General features: G+C 38.2%; 18 protein-coding genes. 8 read left to right on the top strand and 10 right to left on the bottom strand.

Annotation, left to right across the window (positions count from 1 at the left end; all coding sequences use genetic code 11):
- The 3 genes from AC0L3Q_RS02765 to AC0L3Q_RS02755 are packed head-to-tail and all read left to right on the top strand — an operon-like array spanning position 1 to position 1432.
- The gene (locus tag AC0L3Q_RS02765; RefSeq protein ID WP_473284917.1) at positions 1-489 is read left to right on the top strand and encodes a DUF6428 family protein; all 489 of its coding nucleotides are present in this window, start codon (positions 1-3) and stop codon (positions 487-489) included.
- On the top strand, positions 490-987 hold the full coding sequence (locus AC0L3Q_RS02760) for a GNAT family N-acetyltransferase (RefSeq protein WP_473284915.1): 498 nt from the start codon (positions 490-492) through the stop codon (positions 985-987). It begins immediately after the preceding gene.
- 19 nt (positions 988-1006) lie between these two features.
- The gene (locus AC0L3Q_RS02755) at positions 1007-1432 is read left to right on the top strand and encodes an arsenate reductase ArsC (protein WP_473284913.1); all 426 of its coding nucleotides are present in this window, start codon (positions 1007-1009) and stop codon (positions 1430-1432) included.
- Between the two features lie 65 nt (positions 1433-1497).
- On the opposite strand, the gene AC0L3Q_RS02750 is transcribed toward AC0L3Q_RS02755, so the two are convergent.
- The 6 genes from AC0L3Q_RS02750 to AC0L3Q_RS02725 form a co-directional block, all read right to left on the bottom strand.
- The gene (locus AC0L3Q_RS02750; RefSeq protein WP_473284911.1) at positions 1498-2352 is read right to left on the bottom strand and encodes a mechanosensitive ion channel family protein; all 855 of its coding nucleotides are present in this window, start codon (positions 2350-2352) and stop codon (positions 1498-1500) included.
- Between the two features lie 35 nt (positions 2353-2387).
- Positions 2388-3605, bottom strand: a complete 1218-nt coding sequence (locus AC0L3Q_RS02745) for a mechanosensitive ion channel family protein (RefSeq protein ID WP_473284909.1) — start codon at positions 3603-3605, stop codon at positions 2388-2390.
- A gap of 122 nt (positions 3606-3727) precedes the next feature.
- A complete protein-coding gene (locus AC0L3Q_RS02740; RefSeq protein ID WP_473284907.1) occupies positions 3728-4723 on the bottom strand; it encodes a carboxypeptidase-like regulatory domain-containing protein in 996 nt (331 codons plus the stop codon).
- 16 nt (positions 4724-4739) lie between these two features.
- The gene (locus AC0L3Q_RS02735) at positions 4740-6545 is read right to left on the bottom strand and encodes a GNAT family N-acyltransferase (protein ID WP_473284905.1); all 1806 of its coding nucleotides are present in this window, start codon (positions 6543-6545) and stop codon (positions 4740-4742) included.
- A gap of 53 nt (positions 6546-6598) precedes the next feature.
- On the bottom strand, positions 6599-7852 hold the full coding sequence (locus tag AC0L3Q_RS02730; RefSeq protein ID WP_473284903.1) for an aspartate kinase: 1254 nt from the start codon (positions 7850-7852) through the stop codon (positions 6599-6601).
- A 7-nt stretch (positions 7853-7859) separates the two neighbouring features.
- Complete coding sequence (locus AC0L3Q_RS02725; protein WP_473284901.1) at positions 7860-8342, bottom strand: GNAT family N-acetyltransferase; 483 nt, start codon at positions 8340-8342, stop codon at positions 7860-7862.
- Between the two features lie 176 nt (positions 8343-8518).
- Here AC0L3Q_RS02725 and fbp point away from each other — a divergent pair, with 176 nt between their 5' ends.
- From fbp to AC0L3Q_RS02700, 5 genes are all read left to right on the top strand, one after another.
- Positions 8519-9520, top strand: a complete 1002-nt coding sequence (fbp, locus tag AC0L3Q_RS02720) for a class 1 fructose-bisphosphatase (RefSeq protein WP_073321779.1) — start codon at positions 8519-8521, stop codon at positions 9518-9520.
- A gap of 236 nt (positions 9521-9756) precedes the next feature.
- On the top strand, positions 9757-10116 hold the full coding sequence (locus AC0L3Q_RS02715; RefSeq protein WP_473284899.1) for a fructose 1,6-bisphosphatase: 360 nt from the start codon (positions 9757-9759) through the stop codon (positions 10114-10116).
- Positions 10117-10134: 18 nt separating this feature from the next.
- A complete protein-coding gene (locus AC0L3Q_RS02710; protein WP_473284897.1) occupies positions 10135-10959 on the top strand; it encodes a cell envelope biogenesis protein OmpA in 825 nt (274 codons plus the stop codon).
- The gene (locus tag AC0L3Q_RS02705) at positions 10946-11440 is read left to right on the top strand and encodes a Rab family GTPase (protein WP_473284895.1); all 495 of its coding nucleotides are present in this window, start codon (positions 10946-10948) and stop codon (positions 11438-11440) included. The genes AC0L3Q_RS02710 and AC0L3Q_RS02705 overlap by 14 nt, the downstream gene beginning before the upstream one ends.
- 5 nt (positions 11441-11445) lie before the next feature.
- Positions 11446-12981 (top strand): ATP-binding response regulator, encoded by a 1536-nt coding sequence (locus AC0L3Q_RS02700; RefSeq protein WP_473284893.1) that lies wholly within the window; start codon positions 11446-11448, stop codon positions 12979-12981.
- A gap of 50 nt (positions 12982-13031) precedes the next feature.
- On the opposite strand, the gene AC0L3Q_RS02695 is transcribed toward AC0L3Q_RS02700, so the two are convergent.
- The 4 genes from AC0L3Q_RS02695 to AC0L3Q_RS02680 all read right to left on the bottom strand — a co-directional run bounded on the left by AC0L3Q_RS02695 (position 13032) and on the right by AC0L3Q_RS02680 (position 20332).
- The gene (locus AC0L3Q_RS02695) at positions 13032-13463 is read right to left on the bottom strand and encodes a tellurite resistance TerB family protein (RefSeq protein ID WP_473287041.1); all 432 of its coding nucleotides are present in this window, start codon (positions 13461-13463) and stop codon (positions 13032-13034) included.
- A 389-nt stretch (positions 13464-13852) separates the two neighbouring features.
- Entirely contained in the window at positions 13853-14317 is a 465-nt protein-coding gene (locus tag AC0L3Q_RS02690) for a hypothetical protein (protein ID WP_473284891.1), read from the bottom strand.
- A 230-nt stretch (positions 14318-14547) separates the two neighbouring features.
- Positions 14548-15432: a toxin-antitoxin system YwqK family antitoxin gene (locus tag AC0L3Q_RS02685; RefSeq protein WP_473284889.1), complete on the bottom strand. Its 885-nt coding sequence runs from the start codon at positions 15430-15432 to the stop codon at positions 14548-14550.
- Positions 15383-20332: a DUF6443 domain-containing protein gene (locus tag AC0L3Q_RS02680; RefSeq protein WP_473284887.1), complete on the bottom strand. Its 4950-nt coding sequence runs from the start codon at positions 20330-20332 to the stop codon at positions 15383-15385. Before AC0L3Q_RS02680 ends, AC0L3Q_RS02685 begins: the two co-directional genes overlap by 50 nt.
- Position 20333: the final 1 nt, after the last annotated feature.

The raw sequence follows: 20333 nt of genomic DNA, 5'->3' as shown, positions 1-20333 counted from the left end.
ATGAATACTTCAGAATTTATCACCCTATTAGCAGAGCACCCTGATAAATCTTTATTATTTGAGTACGCTCCAGGAATGTTGGTAGGCACCAACTATCATATCACCGAAGTAAAACATATCACTGTAGATGCTGTAGACTGCGGAGCCGGAACAGATTCGTGGAAAGAAACCATTATTCAACTTTGGGAAAGTCCAAGCGAACTGGGTAAACCAGATTATATGTCTACCTATAAAGCTCTGGGTATCCTAAGAAAAGTAGGGACAATGAAAAGTTATGAAATGGAAGCTCCTGTTCGCATCGAGTACGGAAACGCCATGTTTCATACCGCTCAGTTGCATGTAACCGGCTTTTTGATCAACGGCGATCAGTTAATCATGAAACTAGCCGTGCAGCCTACGGATTGTAAAGCCAAAGAAACTTGTGGAGTTCCAGAAACTGCTGAAGCTACAGCTGCCAATGCTTGTGCACCAGGAAGCGGTTGTTGCTAGATGAGTACAGATATTGCTATAACTAATTTCACTGAAGAAGACTGGCCGGTAATTTCAGAAATCTATAGACAAGGAATTGCTACGGGAGTTGCCACTTTTGAAACGCAAATCCCAAGTTGGGAACAATGGGATGCTGCGCATAGTACTTCTTGTCGACTGAAAGCTGAAATGAACAACGAAATTGCCGGTTGGGCGGCTTTGTCCCCAGTTTCCAAACGAGAAGTTTACCGTGGTGTGGCAGAAGTTAGCATTTATATAGCATCAAACTTTAGAAAATTAGGTATAGGTAAGTTACTTTTGCAACACCTTATCAAAGAGAGTGAAGCCGAAGGGTTTTGGACCTTGCAAGCTGGTATTTTTAGTCAAAACAAAGCTAGCATAGCGTTACATAAAGCTTTAGGATTTCGAGAAATTGGATTTCGGGAAAAAGTCGCAAAGCTTCACGATATTTGGTATGACAACACTTTATTAGAAAGACGAAGTAAAAAAATAATATAACCACATAAACACCAACATAATGAATATCTTAGTATTATGTACCGGTAATTCCTGCAGAAGTCAAATGGCAGAAGGCTATTTGAAACATTTTGCCAAAGATCAAGCTACTGTATACAGTGCCGGTGTAGAGACTCACGGGGTAAATCCTCGAGCCATTGCCATCATGAAGGAGGACAGTATTGATATCTCTAATCATACCTCCAACAATCTGGATGAGTATTTGGATATCGAATTTGATTACATCCTTACGGTTTGTGACAATGCCAAAGAAAGATGTCCTTTCTTTCCGGGTAAAGCAGAACGTTTACATTACAACTTCTTTGACCCTTCAAAAGTGGAAGGTACCGAAGAAGAGATTCATGCAGCGTTTACCAAAACCCGAAATCAGATCAAGGAATATTGCAGGGATTTTGTAGAAAAACATGTTACCACTACAATCTCTTAGTGGTATACTATACAAAACAAAAAGGTCTCCCAATGGAGACCTTTTTTATGTTCCAAATAAGGAGATTATCCTTTCTTTTGTATTTCGACAGAGTGTGGGTAAGGAATTTCGATACCTGCAGCATCTAGTGCTAATTTACTATTCTCTAAGGTTGCAAAATATACATCCCAATAATCTTCAGGCTTACTAAATGGTCGTACCGCAAAATCCACAGAGCTCTCCCCTAGCGCTACCACATTTACCGATGGTGCCGGTTCTTTCAATACTTTTGGATTATCGGTCAATACTTTAAGTAACACCTCTTTGGCCTGCTTGATATCCTCATCGTACCCTACTCCAACGGTAAGATCCACACGCATTAATCCTTCTGCAGTAAAGTTAATAATGTTTCCATTCGCCATAGTACCATTAGGAACAATCGCTAGTTTATTTTGAGGTGTCGTTAGCTTGGTTGTAAAGATTTCTATCTCCTTAACCACTCCCAAAACTCCTTGTGCTTCGATAACATCCCCAATCTTATACGGTTTGAAAATCATAATCAATACTCCTCCGGCAAAATTGGCAAGAGAACCTTGTAAGGCCAGACCAATAGCCAAACCAGCAGCAGCAATTACGGCAGCAAAAGTAGTAACATCAACACCCAGTCTTGATATCACTACAATAATCAAGAATATTTTAAGTGCCCACGAAACCAGGTTCAATAAAAATTTCTGTAAAGATTCGTCATACTTACTTTTGGAGAAAATCTTGGTAAGTGCTTTGGTGATACGCTTGATTACCCAAGAACCAATAATATAAATTACAATAGCGGTAATGATTTTTGGTCCAAACTCTTTGGCCAAATCGATACCATAATTTATCCATTCTTGTGCTTTTTCAATTCCTTCTTCTGCGTCTACTTGTAAGATCGATAGTAACATTTGTGCGATTTTTAGTATTAGTTTTATGTTTAAAATTATCTTCTATTTTCGAATTTAAATCCAGGTTGTACATAGCCTTCTGGTATGTTTTCTGGCGGAACGGTAAGTACATTCCCATCTCTTACTGCGTGGTAATGTGGTGATAAAATCTCTATCCCAGTAGTATGTAGTTCATTCTTAATATTTTCGTGTAGCATCGAATAAATCAATGCCGATTTTTCTGGGTTTTTGGTATATACGTTGATTTCGTAATTGACATAGAAATCATCCAGGTTTTTTACAAAAACGAAAGGTGTAGGGGTTTCCAGTATCATTTCGGTCTTCTTGGCCCCAGCGATCAGTGCTTTTATAACGTCATTACTAGGCACATCGTATCCAATAGTCACCGAAGTATGCAAGATAATTCCAACGTCTTCGGCTGCATTTTTAGTAAAGTTGATGATATGATTCCCCAATATGGAAGAGTTTGGAATAGTTACATCCAGGTTTTTGATGGTTCGGATACGGGTAACCAACAGACTTCTTTCGGTAACATCTCCAATCGTATTCCCAATCTCTACGCGATCTCCCACCTTAAAAGGACGCATATAAGTAATCACCACTCCTGCTACGATATTCGAGATGGCCGATGTGGAACCCAAAGAAAACAGTACCCCAAAAAATATAGACAACCCTTTGAATGCCGGAGAATCAGATCCCGGGATATACGGAAACACAATAATCAATGCAAACGCGATGATAAATACACGCAAAAGATTAAAAGTAGGCCTCGCCCAATCGGCATGAAATCCGTCCAAGCGTACAGCCTCTCTTTCCAGCTCCGTAGTCACATATTTTAGAAATCTCAATAGGTACTTAGTGACAAAAAAGATCACCAGGATAAAAAACAGGTTAGGAATAAAGCTAACCAACCCATCATACAAGAAGAATAATGGCTTTTTGATGTATCCTAATACAATATCTGCATATTCTTTGGTTTGCGGCATTAAACTAAACAAGAATGGCAAATAAAACACCAAGAAGGTAATGGTCATCGATATCCGCACTAATCGTAATAAAAAAGTAAGGATGTGTCGCTCGCGTCTAGGTGTGATGAATCTAAAAAACTGAGAAAACTTGGCACTACCAAAAAAGATATTGTACTCTAATCGATTCACTTTGGTTTTTAACCAGGCGAACAACTTTTTCATTACAAAAAGAAAGATCAGAATTCCTACTAAGGCAATACCAAAATATACGTATTGTAGCACCATACTAGTGTGTTTAGAACACTAATTTAAGCATATTAGCAGGTAAAGACATTAAGGAAAACCTCAAAAAAACACTGGGAAATCGATAAAATACTTAAAACAACTATCAACCGTCAAGTCACAGCTTATAACCCATAATCCAAGGGTAGTAATCGTGCCACCTTTTGATGGGTCATTTCTCCATTAAAAAGGATCTTCTCGGTATCAGAAAAATTCCCCAGACCATCAATCAAAAAGTGATCATTTACATTAAAAATAAGATCCGTTCTATGCTTATTTTTAAACAACACCGTAGTACGCTTGTGAAGTGGATACACTTTGACAAATCCCGGTTCTTTTTCAACCTTAAAAACTCGGTCAACTTGTGTTTTTAAGCCTTTGTGATACACATCAAACTTATTTTGATCAAGTGTACCTGTTGCCAGGGATCTCATGAAATGTAATCGTGATCCTTTATAAGCATTCTGACGTCTTTTATTCAGTGCTTTACTCTCTTCATCAAAAGCCCTAAAATAACTGGTCCCCGCCACATAGAATCCTTTTACATTTTCTCCTCGGTTGAACTTGATTTCAAAACTGACCAGATTATAGACAATATTGTATCCTAATTGATCATTTTTGATATTGATAGGAACATTTGCGCTAGCATAAAGCGTTTGTTCCCCATAATTATAGTACAACCGAATAGCATCCTCGTTAAGAATCTTACAAGTCTTTTGATCCTTTTTATCTCCAATAAAATAAGCTCTAAAATAGTTGAGTTTCTTTTCGCGACTCCAATCATCATTTTGCAAGAACACTGGGTCCAGTTCTTCCAGTTTTTTTTCCATTTGAACTGAAAGGACTTCATCTGGTAAGATTGATGATGTCTTCAAATATATAGATGCATACCCTAGATAAGCAATAGTAACCTGAGCATCTCTGGGTTGATTTTCTAGATCCAAAGTAAACGCTCCTGAAGCATTGGTTACCGTTCCGGTGGTAGTACCGTCAATATAAATCACAACTCCTTCTAATGGAGCTTTGGTTGCTTTATCCAAAACTACACCTTTTAGCGCTTCAGCTTGGCCAAACACAAGTAGTGGAAAAATCAAAAGTACCATACCTATGTACTTCTCCACTTCTTGTATTTTTATCTTATCGATCACCGTTCTTAAAATACTTCTGTTCTAGTTCTGCCTGGAATTCTTCCATCACCGGTTTTACGGTACTATCAGGAAGGTCTGCAATTCGTATATACATCAAACCATCTACAGCGTTGTTAAACAGCGGATCCACATTAAAGGAGACTACTTTTGCATTTTGCTTGATGTACTTCTTGATCAATACCGGAATTCGAAGACTTCCCGGTTCGACCTCATCTATGATTTTATCAAACTTATTAAGGTCACTTTTACTCTCATCGAATACAAAATCCTTGTCGGCATCCTTCAGTTTTACCTTAAACTCTTTTTTAGGTCTTACATACTGTGCCACATAAGGGTCATAGTAGTGGGATTTCATAAACTCGATCATCAACGACTTCGAAAAGTTACTGAACTTATTACTGATACTCACCCCACCAATGAGGTATTTATGTTCTGGAAAACGAAGGGTGCAATGCACAATTCCTTTCCAGAGTAAAAACAAGGGCATAGGACGTTGCTGATACTCTTTGATGATAAACGCTCTACCCATTTCGATAGATTGGCTCATCATTTTATGCAATTCGGGTTCGAATCGAAATAAATCCTGTAGATAGAAACCATCAATCCCAAAATTTGCATAGATCTTGGCTCCCATCCCCATACGATAGGCTCCTGCTAGTCTTTTGGCGCCATTATCCCATAAAAACATATGATGGTAATAGTCATCAAACTTATCCAGATCGATCGAATTGTTCGTTCCCTCTCCTATTTCTCTAAAGGTGATCTCTCGCAATCGACCAATCTCGTTTACAATATTGGGTATGTCTTTTTTCTGTGCCAAAAAGACCTCGTAGTTCTTACTGAGTAATAACCGCTTATCATTTTCTCTACAAAACTCGAGTTCGGCTTCAATAACTTGCGAATTTCCTTCTCCTGCAATCTCTTTGGGAGATTTCGGTATTTTTAAGTTTGGTATGGATTCGCGTAATGTCTTTTTCTCATAAGGATTGGCTAGCATATAGGTCTTTTTACGTAAGAAATTCGTAAAATCCTCTAGATCTGTATGCTCTTCCTGATCTTTTACCGAAATTGGATTACCGATCCGTACTTTTATAGTCTTCCCATCTTGTGAGAACAACTCACTAGGCAATTTGGCGGTTCTAAGTGATCCACTTATGGATGCCAGACGATAAAACAACCTGCTGTTGCGTGCATGAAAATAAATCGGAATTACCGGAACTTTTGCTTTTTGCACCAAACGCATTGCACTAGGCTCCCAGACTTTATCCACATAATTCTTCCCTTCCTTTTTGGTAGATACCTCACCTGCAGGAAATATCCCTAGCGGCCTACCTTCTCGGATATGCATTATCGCTTCTTTGATCCCGGTATGACTCGATTTTGCCTCTTTTCTATCTTCAAAAGGGTTAACCGGCATCACAAAAGGTTTCAACGGTTTGAAATTGTGTAGCAAAAAGTTGGCAATAATCTTATAATCTGCCCGATGCTCTATCATTAATTTCAACAATAAAATACCATCCAGGCCTCCCAGCGGATGGTTGGATAAGGTAATAAAAGATCCGTCCTTGGGCAATCTACGCAAGTCTTCTTCGGGAATCTCATATTTTACACCATACATGTCGAGTACCCCGGTAAGAAATTCTAATCCTTCGAGATGCTTGACACTATCATAGTGCCTATTAACGGCAGATACACGGGTAACTTTTAATACCACCCAACCGATAAAGGTTCCTATAAAACCCAGTTTATCTAGTTTAAGACCCGTGGCTACCTCTTTTGCTGTGACTATAGGCATTCATTATAATTTGTGATAACCGCAAATATAGCAAAATCCATGAATTGATAGCCCTACTCTTTGGCTACCATTTGATAGGTTTCTCTAGTAATTTGCTTTAACAAAATGTCTTTATTCTTCTCTAAAGACGTAATCGCTTGATCTGTAAAATGACGAATGGTATACAAAGCAACACCAGTATTGTAGGTAACTTTAAATTTTGCTTTTAGGGTAGAAAGCACTTTCTCAAAATGATGGAATTTGTCGTCCAGGCATACCGAGAAACTAATCGCCGAATTTTGAATCAAATCTACTTTGATATGATACTGATGAAATAACTTAAAAATCTCGCTAATATTGTCTTCTACAATAAATGAAAAATCCAGTGAAGAAAGGGATACCAAGATCTGATTTTTCTTAACAATATAGCAAGGGATATAAGGATCCAAAGGTTGGCCCTTTTTTACAGAGGTGCCATCGGCCTTTGGGTTTAAAAACGATTTTACATACAAAGGAATTTCTTTGCGTTGCAAAGGCTGGATCGTTTTGGGATGTATTACAGATGCCCCATAAAACGCGAGTTCTATAGCTTCGCTATAGGATACTTGGCGTAGTAACTTGGTGTTTTGAAACACTCTAGGATCTCCGTTTAATACTCCAGGAACATCTTTCCAGATGCTTACACTATCCGCTCCAAGACAATACGCAAAAATCCCAGCGGTATAATCACTCCCTTCTCGCCCAAGTGTGGTGGTAAAATTATTAGCGTCTGATGCGATAAATCCTTGGGTAACACTCAAGGTATTTCGATTCACTTTATCTCGAATGGTTTGCTGTGTGCGTTTCCAATCTACCGTAGCATCTCGATAGGTAGTATCGGTTTTGATAAGCTCCCGAGCATCTATCCATTGGTTGTCAAATCCCTGATCGGCCAGGTATTCGCTAATGATTGTTGTAGAGATCAACTCTCCATAACTAACCACCTGATCATAGATGTAATCGTATTGTTTGGATTTGTTACGATCCAGGGTGGTTTGTAAATCGGTAAACAGTGCCTGTGTTTTTTGATAGATTGGATGTTGTTTATGCTCAAAAAGCGCATCGACAATATCAAAGTGATAGCGGTGCAAGTCAATCATTTGTGTTTTTAGTTCGGGTTCTTGTTGCAGATAGGATGCCACAATCTGCTCCAGGGCATTGGTTGTTTTTCCCATAGCAGATACTACCACTACCAATTGCTCATGCCCTGTTTGCTTAAGCACCGTAGTGACATTTTTTACACCATCGGCATCCTTTACCGATGCACCCCCAAACTTAAAAACCCTCATGCACCTTTTAGTTTTTGTTTACAAAGGCGTGCAGTCCTTGCTCATCCATTTGCACTACCTGCCATCCTTCGAGGATGCGGGCACCACTTCTTTCGTAAAACTTGACAGCCGGAGTATTCCAATCGAGTACATTCCATTCTACACGTCGTACTCCCTGTTCTTTTGCATATTGCATCACCTGAGTGTATAACGCCATCCCAATACCTGTGCCTCGCATAGATTCCCTTACGATCAGATCTTCAAGATGCACGGTACGACCTTTCCAGGTAGAGAAACGAAAATACACCAATGCAATCCCAACAATTCCTTGATCTGCAGTTTCTGCAACAAAGCAATGAAACAAAGGATGCGCTCCAAAACCTTCTCTAGTAAGGTCTTCGACAGTAACTTCGACCGCTTCGGGTTCTTTTTCAAAATCCGCCAACTCCTGGATCAAATCCAGTACCTGTGGCATATCCTGGGCAGTAGCCTCTCTTATCGTATAGCTCATAGAAAAAAAGTTTATCAAAACTATAAAATATGTTAGAGAAACCAGACAATTTTCTAATGTTATACGCCTGCAAGTTTAATTTTTACAATTCGCAGCAAAGTTTGAGAATTTAAATTGACGAAAACGATATAGTTGCCTAAAAAATAATACTTTTGCAGCATAAAAACGCACCTTAAATGACACGCAAGAACCAAACCTTAGGAGAATTTATTATTGAAAACCAAAAGGACTTTCCGTACGCCAGTGGTGAGTTGTCTCGTTTGATCAACTCGATTCGATTGGCTGCAAAAATGGTAAATCACGAGGTAAACAAAGCAGGTTTGGTAGACATTACTGGTGCAGTAGGTGAGACCAATGTACAAGGTGAAGATCAGCAAAAACTGGATGTTTTGGCCAACGAAACCTTTATCAATACATTAACGAATCGTGAGATCGTTTGTGGAATCGCTTCTGAAGAAAACGATGAGTTCATCACCATCAAAGGGCAAAAAAATGACCACCGCAACAACTATGTGGTGCTTATGGATCCTTTGGATGGTAGTTCTAATATCGATGTTAACGTATCGGTGGGAACGATCTTTTCGATTTATCGTCGTGTTACCCCATCGGGTACTCCGGTAACTATCGAAGACTTTTTACAACCCGGTAACCTTCAGGTTGCTGCTGGATATATCATTTATGGTACTTCTACAATGTTGGTGTATACTACGGGTAATGGTGTAAATGGTTTTACATTGAACCCTGCCCTGGGAACATATTACCTATCACACCCCAATATGCAATTTCCTGAGGATGGAAATATCTACTCGGTAAACGAGGGGAACTATGTACATTTCCCACAAGGTATCAAGGATTATATCAAGTATTGCCAGGAAGAAAAAGACGATCGCCCATATACCTCTCGATATATTGGATCGTTGGTAAGTGATATTCATCGTAATATGATCAAAGGTGGCGTGTATTTATACCCCAATACCGCCAAATCGCCAAATGGAAAACTACGTTTGTTGTACGAATGCAATCCTATGGCTTTTATTGCGGAGCAAGCCGGAGGTAAAGCCAGCGATGGTTTCCGAAGAATATTAGACATCAAACCTACCGAACTACACCAACGTACCCCTTTTGTTTGTGGTAGTAAAAATATGGTAGAAAAAGTAGAGTCTTTTATGCAAAAATAGTTGTATAACCCCTTACATTTTGCCGGCTACCGGGGAATCAATAATAATTGTATATTTGCGCCATCCCTAATAAACCTTCAGCCCAAAAGGCATTTAACGTATCACTCGTTCTTTTTGCCAAAAAAGAAAACGTAAAAAACCGTATTTTAACATTTACGCCATAGACTCCTTGTTTTTAAGGTTTTTATGTTAAATTTACGGATAGGTGAATTATAAACTAATAAATCAGCTCAACAATGGCCAAAAACAATAAAGCTGTACAAGAAAAAGAAGAAGTTGTAAATGATCCTTCTTCAAAAATAGAAGCGATAAAGAATCTTATTTTTGGGGATAACATTGCCGCCTATAATTCTGAATTTGAATTAGTCAAAAAAGACATTCTTTCCAAAAAGAAAGAGCTTGAGGATTTTATAGATGACACGCGTAACGAATTGAATCAAGCGATAGATAATCTAAGCACTGATATCAATATTCGTCTTACCGAGCTTGAAGATAAGTTGGCAGACAAAGCCGAGACGCTAGACGCTCAAAAAGTAGATAAAAAAACATTGGGAGATCTACTCATCACGCTGGGAGAAAATATCCAACAAAAGTAATCCCATCTGTCCAAGATTATGGAAGAGCAGGATAAACTAAAACTTCTTAAGGAACTTCTCCTTACCGAGGAAAAGGAGTTTGCGGATTCTATTGCTCAAAAAGTTGAAGAACTGAACAAGATTGTACATCAAAAGCAGGAACTATCGTATAAAGTAGATCCTATTATCGATGACAAGCTCGAAGAATTTGTAGAAGAAATCCCGAAAACCCTAGGGCCAACGATTACCCAAACCCTAAAAGAAGAAATCAAAAACTCGCAAGATGCGGTGGTTGAGGCCTTGTTCCCAATCATTGGTAAAATGATCAAAAAGTATATCGCTCACGAGATGCGATTGCTAAGCGAGAACATCAGCCGACAAACCAAAAAGGCCTTTTCTTTCAAAAACTGGTTTCGACGGACCAAAGCACGTGCTCAAGGGGTGAGTGAAGGAGATCTTGTACTATCTGACTATGCCAAACCCCGATTGATCCAGATGTTTGTGGTAGAAAAACATTCGGGTATCTTGATTGCCGATTACAGCCCCATGTCTGAAGGGACCATCGATAAAGAAATGGTAGCCGGAATGTTAACCGCCATCAAGAGCTTTGTAGAAGATGCTTTTGAAGGCGGAGATCAAAACCTGGAGCTGATCGAATACGAGTTATACACCATACATATCCAGAATTTTTATTCTTATTACATTGCAGCTGTAATCTCGGGTGCTTATTCGATGATGTTTAAGGAAGTACTAGAAGATCAATTGCTAGAGTTTGCTCAACGACATATATCGAATAGAGATTTGGAAAACAGCGCCCTTTTCACTAAAAAACTTAAAAAATATTTTGCAGATGACATTGTCTAAAAAAGTTGTGCTTTTAGGACACTTCGGTGTTGGTAAAACGTCATTATTTCGCCGTTTTGTCGACAACGAATTTTCAGAAGAATATAAAGTAACGCTCGGCGTACAAATCAAAAAGAAAGTGGTTGCTCTACCCGACGGCAGAGAACTATCGATGATCATGTGGGATACCGAAGGGCATTCTGACAGCGTTGAAGATACTCGTAAATCCTACCTACTAGGTTCACATGCCTTTATCTATGTATTTGATATTACCCGAGAGGAAACCTATAAACACTTGAATCAGGATCTGGAATATTTGACAAAAAACTACGCCAAGGTCATCACTAAGGTGATTGGTAATAAACTGGATCTGGTAAAAGAAAAAGACGCTGTCGCCCACCTAAAAGAAGAAAACATCCCTTTTGATTGTTTAACCAGTGCCAAAACCAATAAAAACGTACAGGATTTCTTTTCAGAACTTGCTGTAGCCATTACCCAGTAACACCGATGAAAAACGATACCCTCCCATTACAGTATCATCAACAGGTTCAGGTAACCTCTGTCTCGTATCAGGGGATAATCGAGAATACCGATGCTACCCTTTTTGACTGGAAAAAAGGAACTTCTATTTTTGATGCGCATCCCTTTTTTGAAATGCTACGCAGCTTTATGGAAACCCCAGGAACCGAAGCGCTTCAGTTTCCTTGTATCCATATCGAAAATGGCAAAGATGATTTGATTTGCGATGTATCGATACAGATCAATCCCGATATCATCACCGTGATCCTCTTTGATTATACTACAAAATACAGAGAGGTCAATCAAATTGCACAACAAAAAAACGAATCCATACTACGCAGCCGGCAGCTCGAATTGAACAACCAGTACCTGCTAGAGAAAGAAGCTTTTAAAAACAGTTTTATTGCGAATATCAATCACGAGATACGCACACCGCTTACCAGCATTCTGGGTTTTGTAGAGGTGCTGGAAAAGACCAAGCTTTCTTTTGAACAGGAAGAATTGGCCCGTATCATTAAACGAGAGAGTAAGCATTTGAATGCCTTGATCGATGACATGATCGATATTTCGAAAATCGAATCGGGAACCTTAAAGATCGTACAGGAACGATTCTCGTTTGCAGAATTGGTTCGTGGGTTTGAAGAAACCTATAATAAAGTAGCCGAAGAAAAAGGAATTGCTTTTGAAAGCGATATCGAAGACAGTATACAGGAATACCTGATCGGGGATCGCACCCGTGTATATCAAATCCTGAATAATTTATTAAACAACGCTTTTAAGTTTACCGAAGAGGGGAAAGTATCGTTTACCGTATCCAAAAACTACCAGCGCACCAATAAGCTGAGTCTTACTTTTAAGATCGAAGACACTGGTTTTGGTATTTTGGAAGAAAACATTCCCCATCTGTTTGAGCGTTTTACGCGTTTTGATCAGGACAAGCAGATCTCGGGTACAGGATTGGGACTAGCGATCGTAAAAAACCTGGTGGATCTGCAAAACGGAGAAATCAAAGTAGAAAGTACCCCAGATCAGGGAACTACTTTTATTGTAAAGCTTCCGTTTAAGTTTGAAGTGACCAAAAAGACCGCTCCGGAGCGCAAAAAGAAAAAATACACACTCCCGGATACCAAAAAGAAGTTTAGAATTCTGGTGGTAGAAGATGAGGAAATTACTCAATACCTGATTATGAAGGTACTGATCACCCAAGGGACCTTTTTTGTGGATATTGCGATTAATGGCGAAGAGGCGATTAGTTATCTAGAGCGCCGCGCCTATGATTTGATCCTGATGGATCTGTCGACCTCTAAACTTGATGGTTTCCAGACCACGCATATGATCCGTAATAATTATGGGGATAAGTTTATCTCGCAGATTCCGATAATTGGGTTTTCGGGCAGGGCTGATGAAAATGCCCGTGACAAATGTATACGATCGGGGATGGATGATTTTATCGCAAAACCCTTTGAGCAAGAAGATCTGATTTATAAAATCACCAAACAGATAGCAAAAAAGGCAGCCGATTAGGCCGCCTTTTTTATTTTGGTTGGTGTGGTTGTATATCGTATAGATGGTTATTATCTATTCATGTTTTTGATCTGCTCTACAAAGTCATCACCGTCTACTCCCTGATCTACCAAGGTAAGCGCTTTGTCTACCACATACTTTGCATTTTCGGTACGGAATCCTAAACCGATACATAGTTTTTCTAGCAATTCTACCTGATCGTCTCCTTTGATATGATCTGCATATACCATTCTTGCCAGATCAAACAAGCGCTCCAACCTACTGTTATAATCTGCCGGTGGGTTGATTGGGTGCAACTGATAGTTTTTAAGAATCTCTTTATAATCGTTTTCAGAAATATTGAGGTTGCGAGCTAATCGATCTAAGAAGGCTCTCTCTTCATCGGTGATTACACCGTCACTCATGGCTACTCTAACGATGGCTGCAAAATGGTCCTGATTTCGTTTCTGGAACCCACTATCAAATAAATCAGATATTGACATCATGTACTTTGGTTTAATTTGCCGCAAATATAGTTAAACTCTACACCTTTTAAAATAGAAGCCTCTGCTTTTTTTGGCTACCACTAATCGAATGCAAAAATAGCCCCTTTTTGCTTGATCGACAGCAATCCTACCTTTCGTCTACAGCAAATCGGGTTTGAGCACAAACCAACCTTTTTTGGGGGATAGAAGGCCTACTTTTATACCATAAGAAATAAAAAACGGTTCGTGGCTAATGAAACATAAAGTAAGTAACCGGGAGTTGCCTCTAAAAAGAAACATAAGCCCACCTAAACATATTGATCTTAAGATCGCATATCGTCAACCAAAAACAGCCACTAGATTGTGGCTGTTTGTTTTTTTCAAAGCATATAATAAAAAAGTTAATATCAATTTTTTATTCTAATCTTATCATGTAAAACACCCTGTTTATATTGACCGTATTTCTTATCTCCGGTCTGCATTTTAATCTTGATTCTTTTACCGTCTTTGTCTAATTTATTCACATACTGATAAGTTCCTTTAAAATATGGAATAGTGTCCGCATTAATCATTTTATCATTAATGATTGTGTCATATTTAACGAAAAAATCACTTTTGTTAAAAGCTGAAATAGTAATATTCATTTTGTAATCACTATTCAATTTATAAGTGTTTTCATCACTAGGTTGGTTAACAATGGATATACTATCAAAAACATACTTTTTACTCACCTCATTTAAGATGTTTTGAAGCGAATCACTTTTTATCTTCAATAAATCGACTTGTTTTTCAAGTGATTGTACTTTTTCTGTATTACATGAAGTTAAGATCAAAAATAATAATACAATTGTTTTTCCTGTATTGTAATTCATAATTAATTGCCTTTTAATGCTTGGTCAACTTGTTTTTGTTGTTCTATTAACGATGATTATGCTTGATTAACAAAACCCGTGCAAGTTCTTAGTACAAAGATAAAAGCACTTGTTACAATAATAAACTGTTCTAGTTTCATATTTTAAAACTTTGTCAATAAAAAAGCCAGTTAACATAACTGTAACTGGCTTTTTTATTTCTTAGATGCACGGATTACAAATCCGCACTATCAGGTTTTCTCAGGATACGTGACAACATTAAAATATGTATGCTTTTCTTTTATAGTCATACGAACACTATCCTTACTCACAGTATCTTTAACAACAGCTTTATATTCATAAAAAAGTCCTTTTTGTGTTTTGTAGGGAGCGTTTATTATGATATTAGCTTTTAAAACATTGTTTTTCATAAAAATAGTATCCATATCCAAATCTTTGAGATTACTAAAATCTTCATTGACATCTGAGTCTACAATTAAATAAACTTTTGCATCATTAATCATAGGTTCATAACTAATTGTGTAGCGATAAGTTGAATCTTTAATTTGATCTAATTGGAAGGAATAATATCGACTACTGTCAGGTACAATCTTTTTATTTTTGTCAAAATGATAACGTTGGTTTAGATAACCTTGCCCATTGACATTAACATATTCTAAACTATCTTTTACATTCCCATCTTTTCTGTAAAGCTTAAACCACCCTGTTTCAATCGGTTTTTCTCGATTTACAAAATTTCCTTCAAGAGACTTTTTCCCATTCTTGTAATAATGAATAGTATGTATTAAATCTTTATTGAAAATCTCAATAAGTCTCAATTCTCCACTATCAAAATAGGAAAATAGAGTATCAGTTTTTTCTCCAAGAATATATTTAGCTTTACTTTTTAAATTTCCATTTTTATAGTATTCATAGAACATACCGTCTTTTAAGGAATCTTCCTTCCGAAAACTTATTTCACTTAATAATTCTCCAGAACTGTAATAATGTTTATTAATAAAATGTGATTCATTTTGACAACTTAATATCATTATTAATAACGATATACAAATCGTAGTTTTTACTCTATTGGTTTTTGGATAAAATATCATCAATTTCTTTACTTGTTTTAGCATTTTGTTGATTTACAAAATTATTTACATTATTAGTTTGGGATTTGTTAACAGTTGTATCCCGGGTAGATTCTTGAGAGTATATAACATTACCCCCTGACGTATTAGGCACTATTTCTGTTATCTTACTTGTTGTAATTGTTAAAGTTGTATCAGGTTCTTCATTAAAAGCATCCATCATTTTATTTGCCCCTTTCATAATCTTGTCATATGTTTCCATTTTCTTTTTAATCTTTTTTCCTTTCCCCATACCTTTCTTCATATGACTAGCTGCATTTGTTGTTCTTGTAGCAACAACTGGACCTCTACCTTTAGTAGTTAGTTTATTTGCTTTAAGCTTTTTACCAAAAATTCCACCACTGTTAAATCCTTCCATATTGACTTCTTCAGTATTCACATCTCCCTTCCTCACAAAGCTATGGTCCCCAGATTTTTTACCATCATCATCTACAAAGCTAAATCCTCCTCCTTCAAAATCATCTCCCCCAGAAAAGAATTCTTTGATTTTCTTAATATCTCTAGCGGTAGATTCGACAATGGTCTTTTTAACTGCCTTGGCAACCCGCATTACTCCTTTACAAAAATCACAGTTTGTACCTACGGGTTTCATTCCATCAGGGTCCAAGAAATAAATAGGATTATCGAACCCATAATTATAGGGAGAGTGTCTACGCATTTGCTCTGCCAGGGGATCCAAATTCATCCATCTTCCTAATGCAGGATCATAATTACGTGCTGTAATATCAATCCAACCTAAGCCGATCTCATCCTGCTCTTCTTTGTTGGTAAATCCAAATGCATGATTTCTACCTCTAAGTACTTCGTTATACCCTTTATGCGTCAGTCCAAAAGGATAATAATTCTTCTCCTGTACAATCTCATCCTGGGTAATACTACCATCTTTGTTAGCATCTTTATAAGATAACCTGATATTATCCAGATGATCCTTAAACTGATATACATACTTATACCCATCAGCTTCTTTTTCTATATATCCTTCTGCATGATTAAAGAACTCTAAATTGCCATTTTTGTATACATAATTACCGGCATACTCCGTTGTTATAGAACTTCCCTCTGTTACGATCTTTTTTTGTTTCGCTCCAGTGGCGTCGTAAATATAAGCAATTGTTCCTGTACCCTCACTATTACTGATCGAAACAGTTTCTGGTAAGTTTAAGTGATTATAGGTAATCGCCGAGATCCCTTTGTTGCGGTCTATGATCATGTTGCCATTAGCATCATACTCAAAATCATCGTTGGTGTTAGTACCATCTTTAAAGCCATAGTCCTTGTTTCCAGTATCTGTTACTTTTTGGAGTTTGTTACCGCTATCATAGTCATAGACCAATACATCCATATTGCCATAACTTGCACTGTTCTGCCAACCGTTTCTAGCTAAAGATTCTATATTCCCCATCTTATCGTAGGTAATACTAGACACTACATATTTGTTATCATTATCGGTAGCTGCTATAAAACGGTTTAACGCATCATAACGATATCCATAGGCTCTTTTGGTATTATCATTGGCCGTTCTCCAAATCGTCTCACTAATGTTTCCATTGTATAACTTACTTGCATACAAGTTCTCTGTAGTGGTATTGTAATTGATCCCAAAGGCAAATAGATCACCCCCTAAATTGTTAGGATCATTGATCGTTTTTAACCATCCTCTGATGTTGTAAGTGTAATCTACTTGCTGTAACCCTTCGGCTCCGCTCAGGGTTCCTTGGGTGCTGAGCGTAGTCGAAGTACCGCCCACTTTCTTGCTGACCAGTTGTCCTAATTCATCATAGGTGTTGTTTACAATCAACTCTACATCCTGATCATTGATCTTTTGGGTTTGGGTAAGCAATCTCCCTGTATGATCATAGGTAAAAGTGTCTATAGTTACAATCGCTGCATTGATATCTTTGGTATGGGTCGTTTTACTTTCCAATACGCGACCTGTAAAGTCTAACTTCGTCTCTACAATATCGGTAGTGCCTAAGTAGTCATTTTTACTGACTACATAAATCGGTCTTCCTTTCTGATCATACCAGGTTACTGTAGTAATCCAATCATCAGTTCCTAATACGCGTACTTTGCTTCCTGTAGCCAATGATCGGGTATTGGTAGTCACTGTTTGACCGTATACCGTGGTTGGTGCAGTAATCCCTGCCAAATCAAAACTATAATCATCATAATAGTTAATGGTATAGATCTCTGCAATCCCCTGTGGGATGGCATTGTTACTGTAATGTAATGCTGTACCCGCTATCGTCTGTGCACTGCTTTGTTTGCTTTCATGCTGGGTATACACTACCGTATTATCTGCAGATTCTTGCATAGGGATACGACCACTACTATTGCCTATTAATCCCGTATAAGCAACACGACCATGTCTGTCGTATTTGGTAAACAACCATTGGTTCTTACTTCTTAGATTCGCATCCTGAGTCATGACTGGTTGATCCAGTTTGTTGTAGATGATATACTCCAATCCTTTGCCAGGGATCTTCTTTTCAATCAATCGGTTTCTGTAATCGTATTTGTATTGGTAGCAGAGTTCGGCAAGCTCGGTGTTAGAAACACCATCGGCAATGGTCACTTTTGGGGGTAGTACAAAACTTAGATTCCCAAAATCATCATAGACATAATAAGTGTCATGTGCTTCTGCACTAGCTGAGCTTGTTGAAGCAAAGGTGCGTTTTAATACTACTCTCCCCTGTTTGTCTTTATATTCTCTAGTGGTATGGTTATCTCCATCGGCAGTGGTCCAATTCTCATCCTTGGCGATACTTACATACAACTCATTGGCTGCATAGTATCCATTTTGTGATAATACCGGAGCTTCAGTATCATTATTGGTAAAGTCCACATCAAAACGTACTACTTCATTCGCTATGTTGTGTCTCCAATCAAACTTGATCGTATGATCAGTATCACTATTAGGGTCTACCTTCCAGTCTTTCCCTGGAGCGCCTTGTTCTAGTGCTCTGTTTAATGGAGAATCCTCAAAGATTGTCTCACTATAGGCATTTACTTGTGCTGGGTTAGTGATCCCTGCAAAGTCTGCTGCATAAGTGTCTAAGTAATACTGGTTGATATCATTCGTGATATTTACCGCAGTATAACTACCTTGGTTTGCCTTGGCAAAAGGTAAATACTGCTTGGCTTGTCTACCCACCTCATCATACTCCATATGAGTAATAATGTCTTTTTGAGTAGGAGATCCTTTGATGGCCGTTTGTTGTTTAGGTCTTCCCAGTCCGTCAAAATACGTTACTGTCTCTATCACATCCTTATTCACCTGTATCTCACTAGGTGAACTCATTGGGGTTTGGTAAGTACGGGTAAATACATAACTTTCCGTATCTGATAAGCTAAGACTGTGTGGGATACCTGTACATCCCATCTCCTCTCCATATACTCCAGGACACTGATCTGTATTATCAGTGACATACCCCGTAGGTGGAACACATCCAGTTTGCGAATCACCAGGATCACCAAAACCATCATTGTCCCCATCTCTATACCAAACTGTATTGGGGTGGATATTAGGGTTAGTGTCATTACAATCATCTCCATTAAGCACATAAGTATAGCCATCACTGGGAGCAGTACTGTAATAAAAATGAGCGTTTGGATCTCCAAAGGTGTCGGTATCTACATCTCTATAAAAATGCTTCGGTGCAATGTTGGTGATAAACTCTGTGCTATCATCATAGTCATTACCATTAAGTACATACGTATAACTATCTGTTGGAGCAGCACTGCGGTAGTATCTCACATTAGGGTCTCCATAAGTATCGGTGTCTACATCTCTGTAAAAGTTCTTAGGAGCGATATTGGTGATATACTCATCACTATCGTTATAATCATCATCATTGGTCACATAGGTATACTGATCTACTGGGGGTGCACTACGATAATAGTGAAACACAGGATTACCATAGGTATCATTATCTGCATCTCTGTAAAAGTGCTTCGGTGGAATATGAGTGATAAACTCATCACCATCATCAATATCATCGCTGGTTAGTACATATCCCAATGGTTGATCACACTGGGTAACACTAATCGATGCGTTTCCTCTCTGGTCTCCATCTCCATCTTTATACCATTTGGTGGTAGGATTGATCGCTTTTACATCATCTCTACAATCCAGGTTATTGGTTACATAACCACTTGGACGAACACTACGATACAAACGATCTGCTACTGCAGGAGATCCATAAGTGTCCTTATCTACATCTCTATAAAAATAACGTGGTGGGATGTTGGTGATCCATTTATCCCCATCATTGATATCATCATTGTTACTTACATAACCTGATGGTTGCGTACAGCTCTTTGTGGTAACAGTAGCATTACCTCGACCATCTTTATCCCAATCGCGATACCAAACCTTGTTGGGATTAATAGATGCATTACCATCATTACAATCCAGATTGTTAGTCACATAACCCCCGGGACGAACACTACGGTATACCCTGTTGTTGGGATTACCAAAGGTGTCGTTATCCCCATCTCTATAAAAGTAACGAGGAGCGATATGAGTGATGTGGATATTGTTATCATCCCGATCGTCATTATACAATACGTAATTGGTAGGCTTAGCACACTGGATCTTCATAGGACTGGTACGCCCTCTACCATCACCATCGCCATCATAATACCACCTTGTAGTAGGATTGATCGCCGCATTACCATCATTACAATCTGTGTTATTAGCTACATAGTTGGTCGTAGGAGTAGTGACATAAGAAGAGTTTGGATTACCATATCCATCTCTATCTCCATCGTAATAATATTTGGTGGTACCCCCGCCCCCATCAATAGGACCATCGGTTAATTGTGCTTCTACACTGTATCCCATAAAAAATAGGAATACAATCAAAAATATCTTGCTTTGCATG

The organism is Aquimarina sp. KJ22-3 (assembly GCF_055808215.1).
This window is presented reverse-complemented; position numbering and strand designations above follow the sequence as displayed.

Coding starts and splice junctions, on each gene's coding strand:
- AC0L3Q_RS02765 (WP_473284917.1), top strand. CDS start 1: ATGAATACTTCAGAATTTATCACCCTATTAGCAGAGCACCCTGATAAA.
- AC0L3Q_RS02760 (WP_473284915.1), top strand. CDS start 490: ATGAGTACAGATATTGCTATAACTAATTTCACTGAAGAAGACTGGCCG.
- AC0L3Q_RS02755 (WP_473284913.1), top strand. CDS start 1,007: ATGAATATCTTAGTATTATGTACCGGTAATTCCTGCAGAAGTCAAATG.
- AC0L3Q_RS02750 (WP_473284911.1), bottom strand. CDS start 2,352: ATGTTACTATCGATCTTACAAGTAGACGCAGAAGAAGGAATTGAAAAA.
- AC0L3Q_RS02745 (WP_473284909.1), bottom strand. CDS start 3,605: ATGGTGCTACAATACGTATATTTTGGTATTGCCTTAGTAGGAATTCTG.
- AC0L3Q_RS02735 (WP_473284905.1), bottom strand. CDS start 6,545: ATGCCTATAGTCACAGCAAAAGAGGTAGCCACGGGTCTTAAACTAGAT.
- AC0L3Q_RS02730 (WP_473284903.1), bottom strand. CDS start 7,852: ATGAGGGTTTTTAAGTTTGGGGGTGCATCGGTAAAGGATGCCGATGGT.
- AC0L3Q_RS02725 (WP_473284901.1), bottom strand. CDS start 8,342: ATGAGCTATACGATAAGAGAGGCTACTGCCCAGGATATGCCACAGGTA.
- fbp (WP_073321779.1), top strand. CDS start 8,519: ATGACACGCAAGAACCAAACCTTAGGAGAATTTATTATTGAAAACCAA.
- AC0L3Q_RS02715 (WP_473284899.1), top strand. CDS start 9,757: ATGGCCAAAAACAATAAAGCTGTACAAGAAAAAGAAGAAGTTGTAAAT.
- AC0L3Q_RS02710 (WP_473284897.1), top strand. CDS start 10,135: ATGGAAGAGCAGGATAAACTAAAACTTCTTAAGGAACTTCTCCTTACC.
- AC0L3Q_RS02705 (WP_473284895.1), top strand. CDS start 10,946: ATGACATTGTCTAAAAAAGTTGTGCTTTTAGGACACTTCGGTGTTGGT.
- AC0L3Q_RS02700 (WP_473284893.1), top strand. CDS start 11,446: ATGAAAAACGATACCCTCCCATTACAGTATCATCAACAGGTTCAGGTA.
- AC0L3Q_RS02695 (WP_473287041.1), bottom strand. CDS start 13,463: ATGTCAATATCTGATTTATTTGATAGTGGGTTCCAGAAACGAAATCAG.
- AC0L3Q_RS02690 (WP_473284891.1), bottom strand. CDS start 14,317: ATGAATTACAATACAGGAAAAACAATTGTATTATTATTTTTGATCTTA.
- AC0L3Q_RS02685 (WP_473284889.1), bottom strand. CDS start 15,432: ATGCTAAAACAAGTAAAGAAATTGATGATATTTTATCCAAAAACCAAT.
- AC0L3Q_RS02680 (WP_473284887.1), bottom strand. CDS start 20,332: ATGCAAAGCAAGATATTTTTGATTGTATTCCTATTTTTTATGGGATAC.